Here is a 22,524-nt window from a genome sequence, read left to right as displayed (position 1 = left end):
TTATTATTAAAATGTCAAAATGTCATCAAAATATTTTCTTCGGAATTGCAGATGCTACAAGCAATACGTATTTTTGTAAGATTAACACACTAAAAAACGGAATATGAAAACCAAATTTTTAAAATTTTCAATGATTTTAGCTATTGCCATTGCTTTTACAAGTTGTAAAGATAAAGCAGATGAAGCTAATACAAGTGAAGCAGAGGCTGCAGCAGTTAGCGAAAGCACATCTCAAAAATATATAGCAAATGTAGGAGAATCTACAATTACTTGGAAAGGTTACAAACCAACCGGAACGCATGATGGTACTATTAAATTAGAAAGTGGAAGTTTTAAAACTGACGATGGTAAATTACAAAGTGGTACGTTTTTAATTGATATGACATCTATTAGCGTATCAGATCTTGAAGCTGGTGATGGTAAAGAAAATTTAGAAGCGCATTTAATGGGAACTGTAGAAGGTAAAGAAGGTGACTTTTTTGATGTAAAAAAATTCCCAAGTGCTGCATTTGAAATCACAGGAACCGAAGCTTTAGCTGCTGGAAAAACAAGACTTTCTGGTAACTTAGCAATAAAAGGTCAAAAGCATAATATATCTTTCCCAGTGACTATTTCTAATGAAGGTGACATGATGACTATTGAGAGTGAAGCCTTTACAATTGATAGAACAAAATGGGGAATTAATTATGGATCTAAATCTGTGTTTGATAACCTTGGCGACAAATTTATCAATGATGATATGGAATTAAAAATATTAGTGAAAGCTAAAAAAGGATAGACTAACAGCTAACTATCGTAACTTTACTGTTACACCATTTTAAAAAGCATTCACCATCGTGAGTGCTTTTTTTTTGTTGACTTCGGAAATTTTAAAACTCCAAATAATGCTGAGTATAAGCCATGACGCGACTTAACGTTAAAACTAAAGAAAGGTCGCTTTTGCGACCTTAAAAATACTGAGTTTATAATTATTTTACTCGCACCAAAGCACTAAGTTTATTACAATAACACCATCTTCATTTTCTAATGCACTAGATAAGGTTACCGTTTGAGAAGATGTACCACAAAAATACCCTTGATAAGAATCAAAACGGTAAGACCCTTCTAACATGCCATAAAAACAATTGTCATAATAACGAGAAGGATACACAAACTCTCCTGTTTCTAAATTTGTGGCTGCGTAACCATAAATGTCATTGCTAGATGTAGGATTGCCTTGATAATCTACCAATTGAATACATACATCATACTCAACTGGAGAATCCGAATGATTAGCTTGATTTAACTCAATAGCTCCAAATAAAACACTACATAGAAATAATGGTAATAAAAAAACTGTTTTCATAATATAAATTGATTTAAAATTATGATTTAAAGGTAGTTACAAATTAAAAAAGAAACATTATGATAACTTAAGGAAACTGTTAAATTTGATGAATTATAAAAAAGCGCATCAAATCTATTAGTTTTTATATCTTACTTATACATTTTCATGATAATAGTCGAACTTCGTTTTTTGTACAACTCATAAAGCATTAGGTATTAACATAACTAAAACCCATATCGTTCCGCAGCAAAGTAGTCCTATTCGTTTACAAGAATATGGCGTTGGAATTTTTGATGCTACCATCACCAAATCTGCTTTAAAGAAAGCTTTAAAAAAACAATACATTACTGTTAATGGTGTTGTTGCTACGACTGCTACTTATATTAAAGGTGGAGAATGTATTCGAATTACTATTTCCGAAGAAAACACTCATAATAAACAATTTATACTTAAACTTAATGTCTTATTTGAGGACGATTACTTAGCAGTTATTCATAAACCTGCAGGCGTTTTAGTGAGTGGTAATAGTTTTAAAACCATTGCTAATGCTTTGGTTAGAAGTATTAAAAAAAGTACGCTTCCAGATGCTACAAAACCTCAGCCTGTTCACCGATTGGATTTTCCTACTACTGGTATTTTATTGGTAGGAAAAACACAAAGTAGTATTCGTGCGTTAAACAAATTGTTTGAAGATAAAGCTATAAAGAAAACTTATTATGCGGTTACTATTGGCAACATGAAACCTAAAGGTCATATTACATTTAACATTGATGATAAACCCTCTCAAACGTATTACAAAGTGTGTCAATCGGTAGTTTCAAAACGGTTTGAAACACTTAATTTAGTACGTTTAGAGCCTCAAACTGGACGACGACACCAATTACGCAAACACCTTTCACAGATTGAGCACCCTATTTTAGGAGATAAAGATTATGGCGTTAAACCTCTCATTTTAAATGGTAAAGGCTTGTATTTACATGCTTACGCTTTATTGTTTACGCATCCATTTACTAAGGACGTGATGTTTTTAAAGGACGAACTACCAAAACGTTTCCTTAAAATTTTCAAACCTATAGATTAACTATTAAGCACACTTTACAAAGACTTGACCGTAATTTCATCGTGTAAATTGGCAAACTTGATATTCTCATAAAAATAGTCGAACTTCGTTTAACTATGAAACAGCAGCAATACGGATTGCGTTTTAATATTTCAGAATAAAAAAACACATCAACAAGCCTATTTAATATTCAATTTAAAACATTAAGAAATGAATAAAAAAATCATCACAACGGTATCCTTATCATTAATTTTTAGTGCATGTTTATTACTTAATAATTGTAAAGACACACCAAATAACACAACTAGCACGACGCCTACAAATAGCACTGAGGACACTGAGACCAAAGCTTCTAAATTTGCAAGTGATGTGATACCATTTTTTGAGGATTGGAAATTAATTTTAGGTGATGGATCAAACGCAGGTATTGCCACTAATTTTGAGAACAAAGATTACTTTTATACGGTTAATGAAGCTGCTAACGACTGGGTTGTGTTTAAATCGCCTAATGGTGGAGATACTCATGGCACATCAAACAATACAAGAACAGAGCTAGCGCAAATAAAAAAATGGTACCCAGCAACCGCCAATGACAAATTAACAGCTTCTTTAAAAGTGATGAATGTATCTTCTACAGGTGATGCGAGAGTGGCTGCCTCATACTCTGTTGTTGTTGGTCAAATTCATAGTGCAGATAAACATGAGAATGAACCGCTAAAAATATTCTATAAAAAATTTCCTGGTCATGAAAAAGGCTCGGTTTTTTGGCATTATGAGATTAACACTTTAGGTGATGATAATTCGGGACGATGGGATTTTTCTTCTGCAGTTTGGGGTAATGATTTTTCTGTTGTTGGTACAGATGTTAGTTCATATCCTGAAGAACCAAAAGATGGCATCGCATTAGGTGAAGAATTTAGCTATGAAATTGTTGTTAAAGATGGTATCATGAGTTTAAAATTTACTAGTAAAGGTCATGACACTAAAACATTTACCAAAAATTTACTTAAATCTGAATACACAACCTCTGCAGATATACCTGAACAAACGCAAAAATTATTTGTACCAATTGGTCAAGATGGTGTTGAACGCGAAAATGCTTATGCAGGAGAAGGCTGCTTTTTTAAACTTGGGTGTTACAATCAAACTAACGGAAAATCACCAGAGGTAAACAAAAACTGGTGTTCTGGTGCAGAAACCCATGATGGTGATCTAAAAAAACAATATGCAGATGGTAATTATGCCGAAGTATGGTTTAAAACCGCTAGCATAACGGTAAGTGATAACGCTGTCTCTAACGAAGGGTATTTCACAAAAAACGATTAAAAGTATGCCTTGCCTTTAATAAATAAACATGCATTGATGGTACAATTGAACTTACCAATCTATATTGATCAATAGGTTAAATATTTCCTCTCGCTATAACGAACTATTTAACTAGGTGCAAGAAGAAAAACCACCTACTATTTATGAATCTGAAAACCGAATTACAGCGAATTTGCGAAAATAACAATGGTGTGCTTGTAGAGAAAAGCTACAAAGTTAATGGTGAAGCTGGCTCATTTGTACATATAGCTAAATACCAGTTAAAACTCGAATATAGAGGTTTTAAAATGACTATAGTATATGATTTTGGAAATTCGGATACTGCAGTTTGCAAACTTAAATCCTTAAATACTAACAACATACCTGAATTTAAAATAAATACAATAGATCATCTCAGCAAATATATTTTATTAAAAAAACAACGTTGGCATGTAAAGTGCTCTGATAATGATTTAAAACAAAATATTGAACATTTAATAATCAAACTTAAATTAAATGATTTAATACACAACACAGCTTTTGATCTTAATACGCATAGTAAACAACATGATGACATTTGTTTAATTCAAAGCCAATTTTCTTTAAAATATAAAAGCAAAACAGAAAGCGCAGAATCAATTGTTAATTTCCATAAAGGGTTAATTGACTTAGTAGTATAAAACCACCTTAACTCAAATTACAATGAAATCAACAATTACATTTGTTTTAATCTTAGGAGTTTTTAGCCAACTATTTGGACAATCTAACAAAAAGAAGGTTGAGGCTTCTTCTAAACACAACCTTAAACTTGAGTACAATGTTATGAAAAACATCACATTGAAAAAAAATAAGGCATATAAAGACTCTGAACGGTATGAATTTATAGAAAACGGTATTTATCGAGACTTAAAAAATACAGAAGATACTACATGTAGTATGACGATTTCTTATGAATTAGAATCTAACGATAGCAATAACCAATATCCTTTAGAAGATATTTTAGATAAATATGTAATTTATGTGTCTGATGCCCAAAAGTCAGAAAACAAACCAAACACAAACACCTATATACTCGAACTTAGTGGTCAACTAGAAGACTTAAAAAAAGCCAAAGAGATTATAGGCAAAAAAGTGTTTAATCAAGAATTTCTAGACAAAGACGGACAAACAAGAGTGAGGTTAGTTATTGAGTAATATTAACCTCAAACTTTTAAATTCAGTTTTAAAAATTAAATATCCCATTTTAATTGTCGTACAGTGTAAAATCACCTTTTGTTCTTCGGAAATTTTAAAACAACCTCCAAATTGAGCTACCACGACACTTGTTCTATAAATTATCCAATTGATTATCACTACCATCCTCACTAATTGTCCAAAAGAAACCAACAAAGAAAAACTGATCTGCTGCTGGTCTTAACGAGCGACTTGCAAAATTACCATTAACATCTGGAGTGTTGGCATATTGATAGCCATTGATATTTTTAAATCCTAAAGCATTATTCACAGAGAGATATAGTATTTTTTGAGGCGAAATGAGATAGGCCCAATTTAAACTTACACTATTATAACTTTTAGTCATTTCTCCTAAAAAAGCATCTGTATTTGGGTTTGTATATGGTCTCCCTGAAGCAAAGGTATAACTAAAACCTACTTGACTTTTCCAATCATCTATCCAATATTTCGCTACAGCAGAAAAGTTGTGCGTATTTGCAAAACTTGGTTGCGCTTGCGTTGGATAATTTTGATAATCACGCTCTGTATCTAAGTAAGAATAACTCAACCAATAATCTACATTTTTAATGCTCTTATTATCTCTCCAAAATATATCTAAACCTTGAGCATAACCTGAACCCGAATTCTCAAAAGTGCTATCAAAACTCTCAAAATTGGTATCATATTTAACCAAGTTATCATAGTTTTTTCTGTACAATTCTGCACGAAATAAGCGACCATCATTTACAAATTGATAATTCATGATGTAGTGATTTGTACTTTGAGACTTTATATCTTGATCAAATTTTAAAGCATTGCTATTTGCATTTTGATAAAAACTACCAAAGGCAAGAGATAATTGTCCGTTTTTTGATGTTTTATAAGCTAGTGAAGCTCTTGGTGCAACTTTAAATTCATTTGACAATTCATAGTTATCTGCCCTTACTCCTATTTTTGCTGCTAATGTTTTACTAAAAATAATATCAGACTCAACAAACAGTGACGAATTATCACTGGTAAAGCCATAATTTACAGGCGAGACGATTTCCGAAGCATAACGTTCATCAAACTTAGTTTTAAAATGTTCAGCTCCAAAATAGAGCTTAAACCTACTATTAAATCGTTTTTTAAGTTTCAATTTAATGTGAGTAGAATGTTCATCATCTGCAACATCGTTATCTATTACCGACACATCTGTTTTTGCAATAGTATAACTCAATCCAGTGTTCATGGACCAACCATTACCCAAAACACCTTGATATGATGTATTTGCATAAAAATTTCTATTATTAAGTTTAAATCGCACACCTTCTTGACTATTAATATCTTGTTGAGTAATATCAAAACTAGATGCATCAAAAGCTGCATAAAATTTAAGCATACCTGAATTAAGTTTTTGACGAAAAACGGCTTCACCTTGAGCGCCTTCATACGGTTTATCCCAAGTATTACGATCTGGAAATAATGCGGTATAAGGTGCTAAATTAATGTATGAAGCATTGACACTTAATGAGGTTTTTTCCCATTTTTCGGTACGACCTAAAGCACCTCCAACAGACATGATCCCAATCTCGGTTTTCTCTTGATCTGGTTCATCAATAGTATTTAGAAGTAAAACACTTGAGAGTGCATTACCATATTCGGCCGAGTAACCTCCTGTAGAAAAAGTGATCCCATCAAATAAAAATGGCGAATAACGACCACGTGTAGGTACATTGTTTGGTGAAGGAGAATACGGTGTAAATACCCGAATACCATCAATAAAAATTTGCGTTTCATTAGCATCTCCTCCTCTCACAAAAAGCCTTCCGTCTTCAGATACGGTAGATGTTCCTGGTAAGGTTTGTAAGGCGCCAACAAAATCACCCAAAGCACTTGCTGTAGTTACAACATCTAAGGGTTTTAATACCGAAACTTTAGAATTGTCACTGGCTTCAAATGTTCCTGCAGAAATGACTACAGCATCTAACGACTCCATATCTTCACGTAAGAGAATTTTTAAATCTTTTAATTTGGACACGTCAGCTGTGATGGTTTTGGTTTCATAAGACAGAAAGGATATTTTTAAAGTTTGAGTTCCAGTTTCCTCAGTTGTAAAAGTGAATTTCCCATTTTCATTAGATGTTGCTCCATCATAAGTGCCATCTAAAAACACATTAGCACCAAAAACGGGTTGATTCTTGGCGTCGGTTATTGTTCCAGTAATAGTGGTTTGCGCAAAGCTCATTGATGAGATGAAGATGGCAATAATTGTGATTAATTTACTCATGCTTGATGATTTTAACTGTTCGTTTTTTTACTGAAATACCATGTACTGAATTCATTCAGGTATCTCAACAAAGATTGATAGGTCAAAAATGCAACAGTTATAGCATTTTATAAATTAACAATTACTCAATTGTCAAATATCATTACCGAATTGCATATTTTTGAGAAACTCTTTTGTGTATGCTTACAACTTCAGAAAAAAAATTTAGCAGTATTTACGGTATCATCGTTTGTTTAGAATTACTAACAGGCTCTTTAGAAACCCTAAGCGCTTTACATTATATTTTTAAACCAGCGATACTCATTTCTTTACTCATTTTCTTTATTCTGAAAAGTAACGCACTCCATAAACCGTTACGTTTAATCATTATTTTAGCGCTTGTATTTTCGTTAGCTGGTGATGTCTTTCTTATGTTTGTTGATGTGTCACCAAACTATTTTTTATTAGGTCTAATTGCTTTTTTGGTGGCACACATTATGTATGTGATTGCATTTTTAAAACAAAGAAATAAAGCAGCTAAACCGTTTGGTTTTATTACGTTTTTAATGCTTTTTGCTTCAGGATTATTTTATTTCTTAAAAGATGGATTACATGACATGTTAATACCTGTTGTGATATACATGTTAGTTATTTTGAGCATGTCTACTGCAGCTTTTATGAGAAAAGGAAATGTTTCAAAGCGAAGTTATATCTTAGTGTTTTTAGGCGCTTTATTCTTTATGATATCTGATAGTATTTTGGCATTAAATAAGTTTTATGAGCCATTAGCCTATTCCAATATTAATATTATGCTCACCTATGCACTTGCGCAATATTTAATAATTATTGGCCTATTAAAATTAGACCAAGCCTCTCACTAAAACTACTTGAATCCAGACACTCAACCCAAGTTAACGATTACTTGTTAAAAGGTCTAATAATTAAACGTGCCGCTTTATCAAAATTAATGTAGTTATAGGTCCAATTAAAAAAGACAATAACTCGGTTTCTAAAACCTACAAGCGACATTAAATGAATAAACATCCAAACAAACCAAGCAAAAAATCCGCCAAACTTAAAGTGTTTTAAATCTACTACAGCTTTATTGCGACCAATAGTTGCCATAGAGCCTTTGTCATTATATACAAACGGCTTTAGATCATGTTTATTAATGAGTCGTAAAAGGTTTTTACCAAGAAGTTTACCTTGCTGAATTGCAGGTTGCGCAACTTGCGGATGTCCTTTTGGATAATTATCTGTGCTCATAGAAGCAATATCACCTAAGGCAAATATATTATCGTAGCCTTCAATTTGATTATACCGATTAACCTTATAACGATTTGCTCTTTCAATCAAAGATTCGGCCTTAAGACCAGGTATTGGAGCACCTGTGACACCTGCAGCCCAAATTAACGTTTGGGTCATGAGCTTTAAATTTGAATTTGTGGTGACTAATTTACCATCGTAATTTTTCACAATAACATTCGTATGGACTTGAACACCTAAGTTTTTAAGAAATTGCTCAGATTTCTTTGAAGCGTGCTCACTCATAGGTGGCAATAAGCGTTCTGCTCCTTCCAATAAATGAATTTGCATATCGCTAGCATCTAAATCATGATAATCTTTTGGGAGAATATTATTTTTAAGTTCGGCAATTGCTCCTGCTAACTCAACTCCTGTTGGTCCTCCTCCAACTATCACAAAATTTAAATAGGCTTGTCTATCTTTTTCAGAATTAGCTATAGCTGCTTTTTCAAAGTTTTGCAATATCAAGCTTCTAATATTAAGTGCTTGCGGAATACTTTTCATTGGCATACTATGCGCTTGAATAGCTGTATTACCAAAATAATTAGTTTTTGTTCCTGTAGCGACTACTAAATAATCAAAATCAAGTGCTCCAATACTTGTGGTAATTACATTAGTCTCAGCATTAATATGTTCAACTTCAGCGAATCTAAAAAATGAATTTTTATGAGTTTTTATAATTTTTCTTAACGGATAAGCTATTGAGTCTGGCTCTAAACCAGAACTAGACACTTGATACAATAATGGCTGAAACGTATGATAGTTATGCTTATCAATTAAAACAACCTGCAATTCTTTATTAGCTAATGATTTTACTAAATTAACACCTGCAAAACCACCGCCTATTATTACAACTCTTGGAAACTTAGACTGAGGAATATTCATTTAAAAACGCACTTTAATTGTGGACTATAAAGATACGATTTATGCCTTTGAAAATCTTATTTTTAAATTATTGTTTAAACACGTGTAACAATTTTATTATTTATACTACATATAGGTAACTAACTAATGACAATTGAATAAAGAACTCGAAAATAATTTTGTAGAATTACTTGAGAAGCATCAAAATATTGTGCACAAAGTATGTAGATTATATACCAATAATCAAGATGCTCACAATGATTTGTTTCAAGAGATAACCATACAATTATGGAAGGCATATCCAAAATTTCGAGGAGATGCAAAGTTTAGCACATGGATGTATCGTGTTGGTTTAAATACCGCTATTACATTATATCGAAAGTCTAAACGTACCATCAAAACACAAGAATTTGAAAAAGTTTCTTTTAAAATCAAATCAGTAGAATATGATGATACAGAAGAACAACAACTCAAATTATTATATCAAGCAGTATATCAACTAAATGATATTGAAAAGGCCTTAGTCTTTTTGTACTTAGAAGATAAAAAATATAATGAAATTAGTGAAACCCTTGGTATTAGTGAAGTTAATGCTCGTGTGAAAATGAATAGGGTGAAGAAAAAATTAAAAACAATACTAAATCCGTGATATTATGGATGAATTAGAATTATTGAAAAAAGATTGGCAAACAAATGCCAATCAAGAAAATCAACATATATCAAGCGAAGCTATCTACCCGATGATGCAAAAAAAATCATCGTCTATTGTAAAAACGCTGTTCTACATAAGTGTCGCAGAACTGGTATTCTGGATCATACTTAACAGTTATCCTTATTTTGCATCGGAAGCTTATCGTGCCGAATTAACATCTATGTATGGTGGTAATAATAATGTGTTTTTAGCCATTACCTTGTTTAGTCACGCTATAATTTTAGTATTTGTCTATTTGCTCTATAAGGCTCATAAGTCTATTTCTGTAACAGACAACGCCAAAAAACTCATGGAAGGTATTTTAAAGACTAGAAAAGTTATAAAATATTATGTGATTTACAATTTAGTTGTAGCTTTTTTATCGATGTCCTTTGGCCTATACCACTCAGTTTATAACAACCCAGAAATTTCCCAACAATTTGAAAAATTCTCTGATAAACAAATGTTTATTGCGACCTTAGTTATGATAATTTTCACAGCACTGTTTATCCTCATCATTTGGGTGTTCTATCGTCTCATATATGGAATTCTACTTAAGAGGCTTAATAGAAATTATAAGGAACTTAAAAAGTTAGAAGTGTAAATTTGGAGTGAGTGCAATAGGTCTTGGAAACTTAAAATTTGTTGGAAACCAAGTCTCAAAAAAATCGTCTTTTCTTGGTGCAAAGTATAAGTTTGTGTTGGATGCTCTCGGTAAAACAGAATCTTCTAAAGATGCTACAAAAACAAATCATAACGATTAGATTTTAATAACAATTAGACACCTATTATTAGACATGAATAAAGATAACAAATTAACTAAAGGCATAGCTTTAGGCATCAGTTTTGGTACTGTTATTGGACTTTTAACGAATAATATAGCGTTATGGATTGGCGTTGGAGTTGCCTTAGGAGCAGGTATAGGAAATTCTCTTTCTAAAAAAAAGTCTAAAGATTAATTACAAGCTTTAAGAAAAACTTAAGTTTAATATTAATCAACGTAATTCGACATTAGTTTTGCATCTTAACTGAAGTCTGCTCACTAAATTACCAATCACGTAGCTCTCTATTCAATCGTTCCATTTCCTCTAACTCTGCTTGAGGAATGACCTTTAAAAATGAAGGATGCTGCTCAATAGCGTATTCAATTTTTTCAACGATAGAACTCACAGATTCATTTTCATAATCAATCTCTAGTGGCTGTTTAATTTCAAAAGATTGATACACATTTTTCTTTTTTACGCGTAATCCTTTTTTATCAAACGAACGTCTAAAACCATCAATAACAATAGGCACCACAATAGGTTTGTATCGTTTTATAATATGAGCTGTTCCTTTTCTAATAGGTTTAAAAGGTGTTGTAGTTCCCTGCGGAAATGTGATAACCCAACCATCGTCTAATGCTTTACCAATACTAGAAATATCACTCATTTTAACCTGACGATTAATATCCTTACCTTGAGATCGCCATGTTCTTTCAATACTAATAGAACCTACGTACGCTAAAATTTTAGGCAATAATCCAGATTTCATGGTCTCTTTTGCCGCAACATAGTAGATATTGAGTTTTGGGTTCCAGAGATAACCTATGTTTTTTATTGAATCTTCACGATTACTTAAACTTGCATTAAATACATGAAACATCGAGATCACATCTGCAAAGTACGTTTGATGATTAGAAATAAACAGTACATTGTTATCTGGTAAGTTTTTAATAATTTCAGAACCCTCAATTTGAAGCTCATTAAAGCCTCTAAATCGTCGATGCGTTAGTGCACCTAAAATTCTAATCAACCATTTTTTTACAAAAAGTATATGCCCAAAAGGGTTTCTTTTAAATAATCCCATTAATTTTTTCTAATTATTAAGCGAAAAACAAACTTACAAAAAACAATATCTTATAATACCAATTTTAACAAGTCTTTTAGTTCGCTAAGCATCATAGCTGTTGCTCCCCAAACAATGTGACCATTAAGTGAAAATGCTGGCACTTCTAATTCTACTTCCATTGATGTCATTACACCTACTTCTACTTCATTTGTATCATCCAAAAAATGAGATAAAGACACTTCAATAAGGTCTTCCACTTCTGCGTCTTGCTTTACAAATTTTGGCGTTGCTTTTGTAATTCCGAAGAAAGGAGACACCGTAAAATTGCTAGGCGGAATATATAATTTTGTCATTGGTTTTAAAACATCTACATCTTTAATAGGCACACCAACTTCTTCAAAGGTTTCTCTCAAAGCCGTATATTCCATATCGGGATCATCTTTTTCAAATCGACCTCCAGGAAAACCAACTTGAGCCGAATGAACCCCTTTATAGGTTTTTCTTAAAATTAAAATTAAACTCGTCTCACCTATATCATTAGGATAAAACAAAGCCATAACACCAGCTTGTTTAGCTTGTTTCATCTTAGCTTTATTTTCTTCTATAAGTGATTCTCGAAAAGGAGGTGACATCTTAAATTGAGAATCTTCTCCTGGAAGATTTAGATTTTTTATTTTTGAAGCAGATTTCATGAACGTTTCAAAATTCATTTTCTTATGCGGTTTTTTATAATGATAGTATTATGCCTAGTAATTTTTAATTGTGAAGATAAACAATCCAAAAAGAAATCGCCTACTCAAGCTGTAGATTCTACACTTATCAAACAAGACGTTGACATAAAAAAAACAGATTCCATTTCTAAAGACAACCAAGAGTTTTTATTAACCGATGAAAATGCTATGGAGTTTTTTCTGCAATACGATAAAAAACATAAAGAAAACAAAGTGCGTATCGTCACCGATTTTGGCAATATAGACATCCTGCTTTTTGACGAGACAAAATTCCACCGTTCTAACTTTATTTACCTAGCAAAAAAAGGCTACTTCAATGATACACAATTTTATAGAGTGATAGAAAATTATATCATCCAAGGTGGCAGCACAGATAATCGTGAAGTGATGAAAAAACGTCGTTTTATTGGTAAATATCTACTTCCTACAGATACCAAACGTGGGTTTCATCATGATAGAGGTGTCATTTCTATGCCTAGTAGTGATATTGAAAACCCTCATAAACTCGCTTCTCCTTATGAGTTTTTTATCATGTTAAAAGACGTGCATGAACTGGATGGTGATTATACCATCTTCGGAAAAGTAACCAGCGGACTAGATGTGGCAGATAAAATTGCAAACGTCGAAACCGATGATGCAGATTGGCCCTTAAAAAACGTCTATATACGTCGCGTTGAGATTTTGGATTAGCGTTTAAACCACCTCTTCTTTCATCCTTTTTCTAGGATGAAATTCACTCCTCCTTGAAAAAAGCAGGAGAATCAAAACTGACAATACACAAAATCATAAACCATTAATCTAACAACTATAACTATTTAATTCCTTCCCTTATTTCAAGGGAAGGTGGATTCAATTCCAAAAAAGAAATTGAAGACGAAAGGGTTAACAAAATTTAAGTATACAAGTTTTTTTCATCTAACAACCTCCTCGTCTTTGGTCTTTTCTCTAAGACCAAATCCACTCCTCCTTGAAAAAGGAGGAGAATTTAAATTGTTCAATTCAATTTATCTTAGTTCTTGGTTCTTGAATCTTCTTCTGTCTTCTGTCTTCTGTCTTCTGTCTTCTGTCTAAATAAATTAACAAAATCACAACAATTAACTTGAGCAATTTTACCTAACTTGAAACACACTAATTCAATAAAAATAATTAATGATTTCAAAATCCCTAAAAGCTGCATTTATATGTAGTATTGTTATGTTTTCTAGTTGTAAAGACGATAAAAAATCTAACGAAAAATCAGCTATGAACGAGACAGATAATGTTTTACTTCAAGATTGGACTGGTCCATACCAAGGACTGCCTGCTTTTGATAAAATGAATGTAAACGATATTAAAGATGCTGTCGAAACCGGAATGAAACTCGGTTTAGAAGACATTGAAGCAATTGCGAACGTTAAAGAACCACCAACTTTTGAAAATACAATTGTACCTCTCGAAGCGTCGGCAAGTGTATTAGATCGCGTATTTACATATTACGGTATTTTAAGTAGCAACATGTCTTCACCAGAATTTAGAGCTATCCAAAAAGCATTAGCTCCTAAATTATCAGATTACAGATCGAAAATATCACAAAACGAAACACTATTTAAACGCGTGAAAGCAGTTTATGACGCATCACAAAAAAATCCGTTACCTGACGATCAACAACGTGTGTTAGATTTAACTTATAAAGGCTTTGAAATGAATGGTGCTAATCTTTCCGAAGAAAAGAAAGCACGCTATGCTGCAATTAACAAAGAACTGTCATCCTTATACACAGATTTTTCTAACAATGTGTTACACGACGAAGAGAATTATGTCACGTATTTAAATAAAAACCAACTCGGTGGTTTATCTGAATCCTTTATTAAATCTGCAGCAAAAATTGCAACAGATAAAGGTCAAGATGGCAAATATGCCATTACCAATTCTCGATCTTCAATGGATCCCTTTTTAACGTATTCTACAGAAAGAGAACTTAGAAAAATAGTGTGGACCAATTACTACTCAAGAGGAGATAATGGTGATGAATACGACAACAATGCTATTATTGCTGAAATTTTAAAACTACGTAAAGAACGTGTAGGATTGTTGGGTTACGATAATTATGCACAATGGAGGCTTCAAGATCGTATGGCAAAAACTCCAGAAAATGCGATGGATTTAATGATGGCTGTTTGGCCAGCTGCTATTGCTCGTGTTAATGAAGAAGTTGCAGATATGCAAGCCATTGCTAATAAAGGCAATAATAGGCTCACAATTGAACCATGGGATTACCGTTTTTATGCCGAAAAAGTACGTCAGGAAAAATATGACTTAGATAGTGACGAAGTCAAACAATATTTACAATTAGATAAATTAACAGAGGCTATGTTTTATGTTGCAGGTCGATTATTTAATTACAAATTTACTCCTGCAGAAAAAAACATCCCTGTTTTTCATGAAGATGTAAAAGTTTGGGAAGTGTCAGATAAAGATACAGGCAAACATATTGGACTTTGGTATTTGGATCCTTATGCTCGTGAAGGAAAACGCTCTGGAGCTTGGGCAACAACCTATAGAAGTTACACATCGTATCAAGGTGAGACGAATGTATTGGCCTCAAATAATTCTAATTTTGTAAAACCAGCTCCTGGAGAATCGGTTTTAGTGTCCTGGGACGATGCCACTACATTTTTTCATGAGTTTGGTCATGCACTGCATTTCTTTTCTAGCAATGTAAAATACCCAACTTTAAATGGAGGTGTAAGAGATTACACTGAGTTTCAATCGCAGTTACTAGAGCGTTGGTTATCTACAGATGAGGTGATTAACCAATTTTTAGTGCATCATAAAACAGGCGAACCAATACCTAAAGCATTAGTTGATAAAATAAAAAAAGCATCAACATTCAATCAAGGTTTTGGCACAACAGAATACTTGGCATCAGCCTTAATGGATATGAAATTGCATCTTGCTGACCCTTCAAATATTGATATTGATACCTTTGAGCGCGAAACTCTAGCAGACTTAAAAATGCCTAGTGAATTACCTATGCGTCATAGAACTCCGCATTTTGGTCACGTATTTTCTGGAGAAGGTTATGCAACCGCTTATTATGGTTATATGTGGGCAGATGTATTAACAAGTGATGCTTCGGAAGCGTTTAAAGAAGCTCCAGGCGGATTTTACGATAAAGCAGTTGCAGATAAATTAGTGAAATATTTATTTGCACCAAGAAATGCTATGGATCCTGCTGAAGCTTATCGCTTATTTAGAGGTCGTGATGCTAAAATTGAAGCCTTAATGAAAGATCGTGGATTTCCTATTCCTGAGAATTAAATAAGTCTCAGTTTCTATAATTTTAAAAACCTCCTGTGTATAGTTGACTATATGTAAGAGGTTTTTTTATATTTTTATTTCTGAAATATCAAACACTTAAATCCTCAACTATGAAACATATCTTAATCCCTCTACTTTTTTTATGTAGTATGGCATTAAACGCTCAAGCAGATAGAGGCTCAATACTTAAAGAAAAGGATAAAGCAGCAGACTTTACCGTAGAAATGTTAGATGGCACATCTATCACCTTGTCAGATTTAAAAGGAAAAGTAGTACTTATTAATTTTTGGGCAACCTGGTGTGGACCATGCATGGCTGAGTTTAAAGAAATCCCAAAAGAACTTTTAGAACGTTTTGCAAATGAAGATTTTGTATTTGTTCCTATTTCTAGAGGAGAAAACAAATTTTTGGTCGAACAAAAAATGGAAAGCCTTAAGAAAAAAGGGATTAATTTTAATGTTGGCCTAGATCCTACAAAAGACATTTGGGATTTGTATGCGACTAAATACATCCCAAAAAATTATTTAATTGATAAGAATGGTGTGATACGTTATATTTCTACCGGATATTCTAAAGAAAGCATGAAAACGCTTGTTGAGGAGATTAGAAAGCTACTTTAAATTAAAAAACCATTAAAATTCATATATGTCAATTAGATTCTTAATGCTGTTCATATCAATAGTTGTTTTATCATCATGTCAACCTGAATCTAGGTCTACAATTAATTTTGCTGAAGCATTAGAAGACTGTCTATCAAAAGAAGATATTAATCAATTAAATAAAGCAACTGCTCAATTTGAAAAAAAGCTTATTGAGACTTATGGTTCTAAAAATAGTAATAAAAACTACTTACTTTATCTCGAAGATTTAGGCTCTTTAGACTTAAACCCAAATTTCATAACGGATTCTAATTCTAAAAAAGCGCTGAATGATTTAAAAAAATCAGGAACTTTTAATAAAATTTGGATGTCTTTGAAAGACTTAAAATCGTTTAATAGCCAAGATTCTGAAAGTGATGCTATCAAATTTGATTTTGAGGAAACTAAATCAAAACCAATAATACCAAAGATTGATATTATTACCATAAATCAAGAAGCAGATTACTGTAAATGCTTGTTAAATAATGAAATTCACGAGAGTCTCAACCAAGTTTTAGAAACACAGTCTGATGTTGCTGGTTTAAGCTTAGGCTTAACCTCTAAAACTGTTGCAAACAGTATGACTCCTAAAGATTTAGATAATCAATTACATAAAGTTGTGATTGCTACACTTTTTTACTATCCAATGGTTCATTTAGCAAATCAAAACCTATAACTCCTCACCTTTATACAAACTAGGCAAACTTATCTTAAACTTAACCGCAATTAAGCGAATTACGATGACGACGATAAGGGCAATGATAAAGATTAAATTGGTGTCTGCCATAAATTTCCGAAGTAAAAAATATGTGAGTCCACCAATAATACAAGCGGTTGCATAGATTTCTTTTCTAAAAATCACAGGAATTTCATTACACAAAATATCCCGAATAACACCTCCAAAGCAAGCTGTCATGGTTCCGAGAGCGATACAAATAATTGGGTGAAGTCCTGCTATTAATCCTGTTTCTATACCAACAACAGTATACAAACCAATGCCAATAGAATCAAACAAAAAGAGAGAGGTACGTAGATAGTTTATTTTTTTCCGAAGTAAAATTGTAAAAACAGTTGTACCTACAATGACGTAAACGTAGGTCATATTTCTCATCCAAGATACAGGTTCAATCCCAATCATGACATCACGTAAGGTACCACCACCAACGGCAGTTACGAAAGCGATAATGAGCACTCCAAAAGAATCCATTTTTTTGTCGAGAGCGACTAAAACTCCAGATATCGCAAAAGCTACGGTTCCTAAAATATCTATGATTTGAAAAAACATGAGTGTTTAATTTTTAGCAAAGGTAGTTGGCTCAATTGAGATATCATATCGTAAAATGAGTATTTATTGTTAATAAACAATAACACTATGTTAAAACGATTTTGTCATGGTATTACCTTGTGTATAATAATTGTAATCTTTTAAAATTGTACCTATAAACTCTAAATCACTACCATTAAAATCTTTAATTTCCACGACCTGTACAATTTTAGTTCGCAATTTAATAAGCGTTTCATAATCTCTGGCAGCTTTGGCTCTAACAAAGGTATCTTTAATGATTCTTGCATCATTATCTGATAATTTGATCACATTAGGATAGGTAGGTTTGTAATCATCATCTAATTCTTCTAAAATGGTATGACTAATATTTACATTATTTTTAAGTGTAATTACTGAAGTTCCTGCAGTCATATCGCCCAAACGCTGACTATTTTTACTAGTAACCACGGTAATTAAAGCAACAATACCCATAAGCATCATATCAATAGCTCGTAAGGACCAACGGATTAAATAATCTGGAAAGGAAGCTTGGTAGCCGTCAATTTTAACGACTTTTATTTTCATTATTCGCTTTCCTAGTGTTTGTCCTTCAAAGATAGATTCTAAGGTAAGTGTATAGAATAAAATGGGGAGTGCAAATATAGCAATAACGGCTTGTTGTGACCAACCGTCTAAGGCATCAAAAGTTTCGTGAAAATTAAACAAATCAAAAACTATGTAACCAAAACCAAATGCATAGGCTATCTTGATAATTAAATCAATTATATAGGCCAACATGCGTTCACCAACACTCGCTGCGATGAAATTAATATTAACGTTTTGTGTCGTATTTATTTGTAACTCTACCATTAATTGCTTTAATTTGAATGCCTATGAGAGAAGTTGCTTTTATTAAACAAAATAAAGAAAAATGGCTCAATTTCGAAAAAGCTATTTTTGGGAAAACCCTAAAAAACCCTGATGAATTAGCATCACTTTATATTCAATTAGTAAATGATCTCTCTTATGCTCAAACTTACTATCCCAAAAGTAAAACAATTCTTTATTTAAACAACTTAGCAGCTAAAGCTTTTCAAAAAATTTATAAAACTAAAAGGCAAGACACCAACCGTTTTGTTCATTTTTGGAAAACTGAAGTTCCCTTAATTGTTTATGAATATAGGCGCTATATACTATATGCCTTTCTAATTTTTGGTTTATTTTTATCTATAGGGATATTGTCTTCGTCTAAAGATGAAAATTTTGTTAGACTCATTTTATCAGATGGTTACGTTAATCAAACCAAAGAAAACATAGAAAACGGCGATCCTTTAGCTATTTATGGTACCAATACTACTTGGGGAACTTTTTTAGGCATACTTTATCATAACCTTCGCGTAGCAATTAACAATTATTTTTGGGGAATTTTTGGAGGTATTGGCTCTGTTTTAATTTTAATGTACAACAGTATAATGGTTGGATCATTTCAATATATGTTTTATGAATTTGATACCTTTTGGGTAAGCGTTAAAGGCATTTGGATTCATGGTGCGTTTGAAATTTTCTCTATGGTCATTGAAGCAGCTGCAGGTTTAATATTAGGCGCTAGTGTATTGTTTCCAAAAACGTATTCTAGAATGATGTCGTTAAAAATTGGTTTTAAAAACTCATTTAAAATCTTTTTAAGCACAATTCCTTTTACTGTCATGGCAGCATTTTTAGAAGGCTATGTGACAAGACACTATAACATTATGCCAAATTGGCTATCTGTTGGGATTATTTTAACCACACTGGCCATCATCTCATATTACTATCTAATTTATCCGTTTATACTTCATAAAAAACTAAAAAACCTACATGCAATTATATAAATCTAGAGGCTTTGGTGAATATTTTCAAGATACATTCGCGTTTTTAAAACAAAACGGAAAACACTTGTTTAAGCATTTTTTTGTAATCAATGGGATTTTCTTATTAATCTTGGTTGTTATAGGCTATTTCTTTAGTAAATTTTATACCGACGTATTGTTTGGAGGTATCATGAATGGTAGCACTTCGGCTATTGATGACTATTTAAATCAAAATTCTGGCCTCTTTATATTTCTCATTTTTGTATTTATTATTGTAGGCCTAGTAGCAGCAGTGATTTCATATTCTTTTATTCCCATCTATTTAAAACTCTATCACCAACACGATGGCAAAAATTTCACAGCAACAGATATTATAAACGCGTACAAAGCTAATATTGGTAAAATATTCATTTTTTTACTTTGTTCTATTGTTGTCTTTATTCCCGTTGCAATTAGTGCAGGTATTTTAGTATTTGTGCTCGCAATTACTATAATCGGGATACTTGGTTGGCCATTAGTGATTGGAGCTGTAAGTTTATTTTATCAAGGTACGCTTATAGAATATCTTGATGGAAAACGTGGAATTTGGAATAGCTTTGGCCACTCTTGGTCCATGATGAGTTCTAAATTTTGGGCAGCAATTGCTTGTGTTGGTCTGTTTTACTTTATGAGTTATATCGCTCAAAATGTCATTGCATTAATTCCCTACATTTTTGGAATGGTGAACATGTTCACAGACCTAGAGACCAACACAATGCAAGACCCAATGAGCGTTCAAAAAACAATGACAGTCATGATGATTGCTATTTTTCTTTTAACATTTCTAGTGAGTAGCATTTTAAACGTCATTGTACAGCTCAATCAAGGTGTTGTATATTACAGTTTAAAGGAAGACAATGAAAATATCAATACCAAAAGCGATATTGATTTAATAGGATCTGGTGAGTAAATTATATTACGTACATATCATCCTTTTTTTCTTCGGAAACGCATTACTTTTAAATGCCTCAACACTGGTAACACGAGTTCAAACCATGCAAGACTCTGTCTATATTGATACTAAACCTATTGATAAGCGCGAATTTGATGACCTTAAAGACACCTACAATGATAATGAATTTATATACGAACGCAGTGTAGAAAATTCTGGATGGTGGACACGTTTTAAACAATGGTTATCAGATTTTTTTAAAGACCTATTTGATTTTAATAGTGATGCTCAAGCTTCCGATTTTACCGATATTGCATTAACCATTTTTTATGTGGTCATTTTTCTGCTGGTCGTATTTTTTATCGTAAAAGCCATAATCAATAAAGAAGGTAATTGGGTCTTCGGAAAATCTAGCGATAAGTCCATTATTCCTGTTACAGACATTGAGAATAATATTTACGAAACAGATTTCAAATCACTCATTGAACAAGCCGAAAGTGAGAACAACCACAGACTAGCAATTCGTTATTATTACTTATGGTTATTACGAACGCTTTCTGAAGCTGAAATCATAGATTACGATGTAGAAAAAACCAATAGCGATTATTATATCGAAATAGAAAACAAAGACACAAAAGAAGAGTTTTCATACACATCATACTTGTATAATTACATTTGGTATGGTGAGTTTGATATTGACCACACTCAATTTAAAAAGGCCAAAACAGCATTTACTCAATTTTTAAAAACAGCTAAAAAATGAGTAGAACATTAAAAATATACATTGGGATTTTAGTCTTGTTATTTGTTGGAATTATTGCCATAGAATTCTCTACACCTGCTCCTATTAACTGGAAAAAAACATACAATGAAACAGAAAAAATACCATATGGCACATTTGTTTTTTACAACGAGCTAGACCGTTTATTCCCAGCAAGTAATATTGAACAAATTAAAGTAACACCTTACGAGTTTTTTGATGAATATTACTCTTGGGAAGATAGCACTTATTTAACCAGTGGAACATATGTTGTAATTGATGAGTACCCAAATTTAGACAATACCTCTGCTCAAGAATTATTAGATTTTGCATCCCATGGTAACGATATATTTATATCAAGTAATTACTTTCCAGATCGACTTTTAGACTCGCTAGGTTTTAACACAAAAAACGAATATACGTTTAAAGGCAAAGCCGATTTTTCATTTACAAATCCTGTATTTAAAAGTGATTCCATTTCCGTAGAAAAAGGATTAAACAATATTTATTTTTCTGAAATTGACACGTTAAACACAACCGTTCTTGGGCATCAAAAATTTGATGATATTACATACACTAATTTTATAGAAGTCCCTTGGGAAACAGGTTACTTTTACTTGCATTTACAGCCGGTTGCTTTTACTAATTATCACTTGCTTAAAAAAAATAATCGTAAATATGCATCTAGCGTTATGTCTTACCTTGGTGATGATACTATCTTTTTTGATTCTAGAAATAAATCTAGTAAAAACCTAGGAAGCTCGCCATTACGCTTTATATTAAGTCAGCCACCTTTACGATGGGCTTGGTATTTGGCACTCATTACTGTAGTATTATTTATGATTTTTAATGCTAAACGAAGACAACGTATTGTTAACGTAAAAGTGCCATTAAAAAATACAACTGTAGATTTCACTAAAACCATTGGTAATTTGTACTATGAAACAAAAGACCACAACAATTTAATAGAGAAAAAAATCACCTATTTCCTAGAATACATAAGACGCGTCTATTATTTAGACACTCAAATTCTAGATGATAAATTTGTGAAAAATCTGTCTTTAAAATCTGGTAAAGATCAAGATGATATTAAAAAATTAATTAACAAGATTGCACATTTAAAAGCAAAGAGCTACTGTAATGAAGACGACTTATTACAATTAAACAAAGCTATTGAAGCTTTTTATACCACATAATTATGGAACATT

Annotated in this window: 25 protein-coding genes; 18 read left to right on the top strand and 7 right to left on the bottom strand. The window is 32.3% G+C overall.

The genetic code is table 11. The features are described from left to right. The first annotated feature begins 103 nt into the window (after positions 1-103). Positions 104-778 (top strand): YceI family protein, encoded by a 675-nt coding sequence (locus TD29_RS07215; protein ID WP_040279816.1) that lies wholly within the window; start codon positions 104-106, stop codon positions 776-778. Between the two features lie 195 nt (positions 779-973). On the opposite strand, the gene TD29_RS07210 is transcribed toward TD29_RS07215, so the two are convergent. Further along, positions 974-1,345: a hypothetical protein gene (locus tag TD29_RS07210; protein WP_040279815.1), complete on the bottom strand. Its 372-nt coding sequence runs from the start codon at positions 1,343-1,345 to the stop codon at positions 974-976. A 196-nt stretch (positions 1,346-1,541) separates the two neighbouring features. Here TD29_RS07210 and TD29_RS07205 point away from each other — a divergent pair, with 196 nt between their 5' ends. The 4 genes from TD29_RS07205 to TD29_RS07190 all read left to right on the top strand — a co-directional run bounded on the left by TD29_RS07205 (position 1,542) and on the right by TD29_RS07190 (position 4,886). Continuing rightward, positions 1,542-2,408 (top strand): RluA family pseudouridine synthase, encoded by an 867-nt coding sequence (locus TD29_RS07205; protein ID WP_040279814.1) that lies wholly within the window; start codon positions 1,542-1,544, stop codon positions 2,406-2,408. A gap of 189 nt (positions 2,409-2,597) precedes the next feature. Next, the gene (locus tag TD29_RS07200; RefSeq protein WP_040279813.1) at positions 2,598-3,713 is read left to right on the top strand and encodes a polysaccharide lyase family 7 protein; all 1,116 of its coding nucleotides are present in this window, start codon (positions 2,598-2,600) and stop codon (positions 3,711-3,713) included. Positions 3,714-3,856: 143 nt separating this feature from the next. Further along, the gene (locus tag TD29_RS07195; RefSeq protein ID WP_040279812.1) at positions 3,857-4,372 is read left to right on the top strand and encodes a hypothetical protein; all 516 of its coding nucleotides are present in this window, start codon (positions 3,857-3,859) and stop codon (positions 4,370-4,372) included. 22 nt (positions 4,373-4,394) lie between these two features. Continuing rightward, positions 4,395-4,886, top strand: a complete 492-nt coding sequence (locus TD29_RS07190) for a hypothetical protein (RefSeq protein WP_052467015.1) — start codon at positions 4,395-4,397, stop codon at positions 4,884-4,886. A 133-nt stretch (positions 4,887-5,019) separates the two neighbouring features. On the opposite strand, the gene TD29_RS07180 is transcribed toward TD29_RS07190, so the two are convergent. After that, entirely contained in the window at positions 5,020-7,173 is a 2,154-nt protein-coding gene (locus TD29_RS07180) for a TonB-dependent receptor (protein ID WP_040279810.1), read from the bottom strand. A 179-nt stretch (positions 7,174-7,352) separates the two neighbouring features. On the opposite strand from TD29_RS07180, the gene TD29_RS07175 reads away from it, so the two are divergent. Next, positions 7,353-8,033, top strand: a complete 681-nt coding sequence (locus TD29_RS07175) for a lysoplasmalogenase (protein WP_040279809.1) — start codon at positions 7,353-7,355, stop codon at positions 8,031-8,033. Positions 8,034-8,070: 37 nt separating this feature from the next. On the opposite strand, the gene TD29_RS07170 is transcribed toward TD29_RS07175, so the two are convergent. Beyond that, complete coding sequence (locus TD29_RS07170; protein WP_040279808.1) at positions 8,071-9,342, bottom strand: NAD(P)/FAD-dependent oxidoreductase; 1,272 nt, start codon at positions 9,340-9,342, stop codon at positions 8,071-8,073. A gap of 133 nt (positions 9,343-9,475) precedes the next feature. Between TD29_RS07170 and TD29_RS07165 the strand changes: the two genes are divergently transcribed. The 4 genes from TD29_RS07165 to TD29_RS18685 are packed head-to-tail and all read left to right on the top strand — an operon-like array spanning position 9,476 to position 10,971. Next, entirely contained in the window at positions 9,476-9,970 is a 495-nt protein-coding gene (locus tag TD29_RS07165) for an RNA polymerase sigma factor (protein WP_040279807.1), read from the top strand. A 4-nt stretch (positions 9,971-9,974) separates the two neighbouring features. After that, positions 9,975-10,616: a hypothetical protein gene (locus TD29_RS07160; protein ID WP_040279806.1), complete on the top strand. Its 642-nt coding sequence runs from the start codon at positions 9,975-9,977 to the stop codon at positions 10,614-10,616. Between the two features lie 7 nt (positions 10,617-10,623). Then, positions 10,624-10,776, top strand: a complete 153-nt coding sequence (locus TD29_RS18490; protein ID WP_161792605.1) for a hypothetical protein — start codon at positions 10,624-10,626, stop codon at positions 10,774-10,776. Between the two features lie 33 nt (positions 10,777-10,809). After that, positions 10,810-10,971, top strand: coding sequence for a hypothetical protein (locus tag TD29_RS18685; RefSeq protein WP_162835819.1), 162 nt, complete (start codon positions 10,810-10,812; stop codon positions 10,969-10,971). 88 nt (positions 10,972-11,059) lie between these two features. Here TD29_RS18685 and TD29_RS07155 read toward each other — a convergent pair whose 3' ends face one another. Both TD29_RS07155 and TD29_RS07150 read right to left on the bottom strand, forming a co-directional pair. Further along, positions 11,060-11,860 carry a lysophospholipid acyltransferase family protein gene (locus tag TD29_RS07155; protein ID WP_040279805.1) on the bottom strand — a complete coding sequence of 267 codons (801 nt, stop codon included), beginning with the start codon at positions 11,858-11,860 and terminating at the stop codon, positions 11,060-11,062. Positions 11,861-11,910: 50 nt separating this feature from the next. Then, positions 11,911-12,552 carry an NUDIX hydrolase gene (locus tag TD29_RS07150; protein WP_040279804.1) on the bottom strand — a complete coding sequence of 214 codons (642 nt, stop codon included), beginning with the start codon at positions 12,550-12,552 and terminating at the stop codon, positions 11,911-11,913. 6 nt (positions 12,553-12,558) lie between these two features. On the opposite strand from TD29_RS07150, the gene TD29_RS07145 reads away from it, so the two are divergent. From TD29_RS07145 to TD29_RS07130, 4 genes are all read left to right on the top strand, one after another. Continuing rightward, positions 12,559-13,263 (top strand): peptidylprolyl isomerase, encoded by a 705-nt coding sequence (locus TD29_RS07145; RefSeq protein WP_040279803.1) that lies wholly within the window; start codon positions 12,559-12,561, stop codon positions 13,261-13,263. A 459-nt stretch (positions 13,264-13,722) separates the two neighbouring features. Continuing rightward, positions 13,723-15,873: a M3 family metallopeptidase gene (locus TD29_RS07140; RefSeq protein ID WP_040279802.1), complete on the top strand. Its 2,151-nt coding sequence runs from the start codon at positions 13,723-13,725 to the stop codon at positions 15,871-15,873. Positions 15,874-15,983: 110 nt separating this feature from the next. Next, positions 15,984-16,493, top strand: a complete 510-nt coding sequence (locus tag TD29_RS07135; RefSeq protein ID WP_040279801.1) for a TlpA family protein disulfide reductase — start codon at positions 15,984-15,986, stop codon at positions 16,491-16,493. A gap of 25 nt (positions 16,494-16,518) precedes the next feature. After that, entirely contained in the window at positions 16,519-17,187 is a 669-nt protein-coding gene (locus tag TD29_RS07130) for a hypothetical protein (RefSeq protein ID WP_040279800.1), read from the top strand. Here the strand turns inward: TD29_RS07130 and TD29_RS07125 are convergent. Next, the gene (locus tag TD29_RS07125) at positions 17,182-17,796 is read right to left on the bottom strand and encodes a trimeric intracellular cation channel family protein (protein WP_040279799.1); all 615 of its coding nucleotides are present in this window, start codon (positions 17,794-17,796) and stop codon (positions 17,182-17,184) included. The genes TD29_RS07130 and TD29_RS07125 overlap by 6 nt on opposite strands. 90 nt (positions 17,797-17,886) lie before the next feature. Continuing rightward, positions 17,887-18,645 carry an RDD family protein gene (locus TD29_RS07120; protein ID WP_040279798.1) on the bottom strand — a complete coding sequence of 253 codons (759 nt, stop codon included), beginning with the start codon at positions 18,643-18,645 and terminating at the stop codon, positions 17,887-17,889. A gap of 23 nt (positions 18,646-18,668) precedes the next feature. Here TD29_RS07120 and TD29_RS07115 point away from each other — a divergent pair, with 23 nt between their 5' ends. From TD29_RS07115 to TD29_RS07100, 4 genes are read left to right on the top strand one after another with little or no spacing between them, the layout of a single operon-like run. Continuing rightward, positions 18,669-19,646, top strand: a complete 978-nt coding sequence (locus tag TD29_RS07115; RefSeq protein ID WP_040280118.1) for a stage II sporulation protein M — start codon at positions 18,669-18,671, stop codon at positions 19,644-19,646. Then, positions 19,633-20,574: a hypothetical protein gene (locus TD29_RS07110; protein WP_040279797.1), complete on the top strand. Its 942-nt coding sequence runs from the start codon at positions 19,633-19,635 to the stop codon at positions 20,572-20,574. Before TD29_RS07115 ends, TD29_RS07110 begins: the two co-directional genes overlap by 14 nt. Beyond that, on the top strand, positions 20,567-21,319 hold the full coding sequence (locus tag TD29_RS07105) for a DUF4129 domain-containing protein (protein WP_152611484.1): 753 nt from the start codon (positions 20,567-20,569) through the stop codon (positions 21,317-21,319). Before TD29_RS07110 ends, TD29_RS07105 begins: the two co-directional genes overlap by 8 nt. Next, positions 21,316-22,512 (top strand): DUF4350 domain-containing protein, encoded by a 1,197-nt coding sequence (locus tag TD29_RS07100; RefSeq protein WP_040279796.1) that lies wholly within the window; start codon positions 21,316-21,318, stop codon positions 22,510-22,512. Before TD29_RS07105 ends, TD29_RS07100 begins: the two co-directional genes overlap by 4 nt. Positions 22,513-22,524 lie beyond the last annotated feature (12 nt).

The organism is Psychroserpens damuponensis, from assembly GCF_000826655.1.
In the GTDB taxonomy this organism is placed as follows: Bacteria; Bacteroidota; Bacteroidia; order Flavobacteriales; family Flavobacteriaceae; genus Psychroserpens; species Psychroserpens damuponensis.
The sequence above is the reverse complement of the archived record's forward strand: the minus strand, read 5'-3'. Positions and strand labels throughout refer to the sequence as shown.

Excerpts from the sequence above, each read along its gene's own strand:
- TD29_RS07215 (WP_040279816.1), top strand. The coding sequence starts at position 104 with ATGAAAACCAAATTTTTAAAATTTTCAATGATTTTAGCTATTGCCATT.
- TD29_RS07210 (WP_040279815.1), bottom strand. The coding sequence starts at position 1,345 with ATGAAAACAGTTTTTTTATTACCATTATTTCTATGTAGTGTTTTATTT.
- TD29_RS07200 (WP_040279813.1), top strand. The coding sequence starts at position 2,598 with ATGAATAAAAAAATCATCACAACGGTATCCTTATCATTAATTTTTAGT.
- TD29_RS07195 (WP_040279812.1), top strand. The coding sequence starts at position 3,857 with ATGAATCTGAAAACCGAATTACAGCGAATTTGCGAAAATAACAATGGT.
- TD29_RS07190 (WP_052467015.1), top strand. The coding sequence starts at position 4,395 with ATGAAATCAACAATTACATTTGTTTTAATCTTAGGAGTTTTTAGCCAA.
- TD29_RS07180 (WP_040279810.1), bottom strand. The coding sequence starts at position 7,173 with ATGAGTAAATTAATCACAATTATTGCCATCTTCATCTCATCAATGAGC.
- TD29_RS07175 (WP_040279809.1), top strand. The coding sequence starts at position 7,353 with ATGCTTACAACTTCAGAAAAAAAATTTAGCAGTATTTACGGTATCATC.
- TD29_RS07170 (WP_040279808.1), bottom strand. The coding sequence starts at position 9,342 with ATGAATATTCCTCAGTCTAAGTTTCCAAGAGTTGTAATAATAGGCGGT.
- TD29_RS07160 (WP_040279806.1), top strand. The coding sequence starts at position 9,975 with ATGGATGAATTAGAATTATTGAAAAAAGATTGGCAAACAAATGCCAAT.
- TD29_RS18685 (WP_162835819.1), top strand. The coding sequence starts at position 10,810 with ATGAATAAAGATAACAAATTAACTAAAGGCATAGCTTTAGGCATCAGT.
- TD29_RS07155 (WP_040279805.1), bottom strand. The coding sequence starts at position 11,860 with ATGGGATTATTTAAAAGAAACCCTTTTGGGCATATACTTTTTGTAAAA.
- TD29_RS07150 (WP_040279804.1), bottom strand. The coding sequence starts at position 12,552 with ATGAATTTTGAAACGTTCATGAAATCTGCTTCAAAAATAAAAAATCTA.
- TD29_RS07145 (WP_040279803.1), top strand. The coding sequence starts at position 12,559 with ATGCGGTTTTTTATAATGATAGTATTATGCCTAGTAATTTTTAATTGT.
- TD29_RS07140 (WP_040279802.1), top strand. The coding sequence starts at position 13,723 with ATGATTTCAAAATCCCTAAAAGCTGCATTTATATGTAGTATTGTTATG.
- TD29_RS07135 (WP_040279801.1), top strand. The coding sequence starts at position 15,984 with ATGAAACATATCTTAATCCCTCTACTTTTTTTATGTAGTATGGCATTA.
- TD29_RS07130 (WP_040279800.1), top strand. The coding sequence starts at position 16,519 with ATGTCAATTAGATTCTTAATGCTGTTCATATCAATAGTTGTTTTATCA.
- TD29_RS07125 (WP_040279799.1), bottom strand. The coding sequence starts at position 17,796 with ATGTTTTTTCAAATCATAGATATTTTAGGAACCGTAGCTTTTGCGATA.
- TD29_RS07120 (WP_040279798.1), bottom strand. The coding sequence starts at position 18,645 with ATGGTAGAGTTACAAATAAATACGACACAAAACGTTAATATTAATTTC.
- TD29_RS07115 (WP_040280118.1), top strand. The coding sequence starts at position 18,669 with ATGAGAGAAGTTGCTTTTATTAAACAAAATAAAGAAAAATGGCTCAAT.
- TD29_RS07110 (WP_040279797.1), top strand. The coding sequence starts at position 19,633 with ATGCAATTATATAAATCTAGAGGCTTTGGTGAATATTTTCAAGATACA.
- TD29_RS07100 (WP_040279796.1), top strand. The coding sequence starts at position 21,316 with ATGAGTAGAACATTAAAAATATACATTGGGATTTTAGTCTTGTTATTT.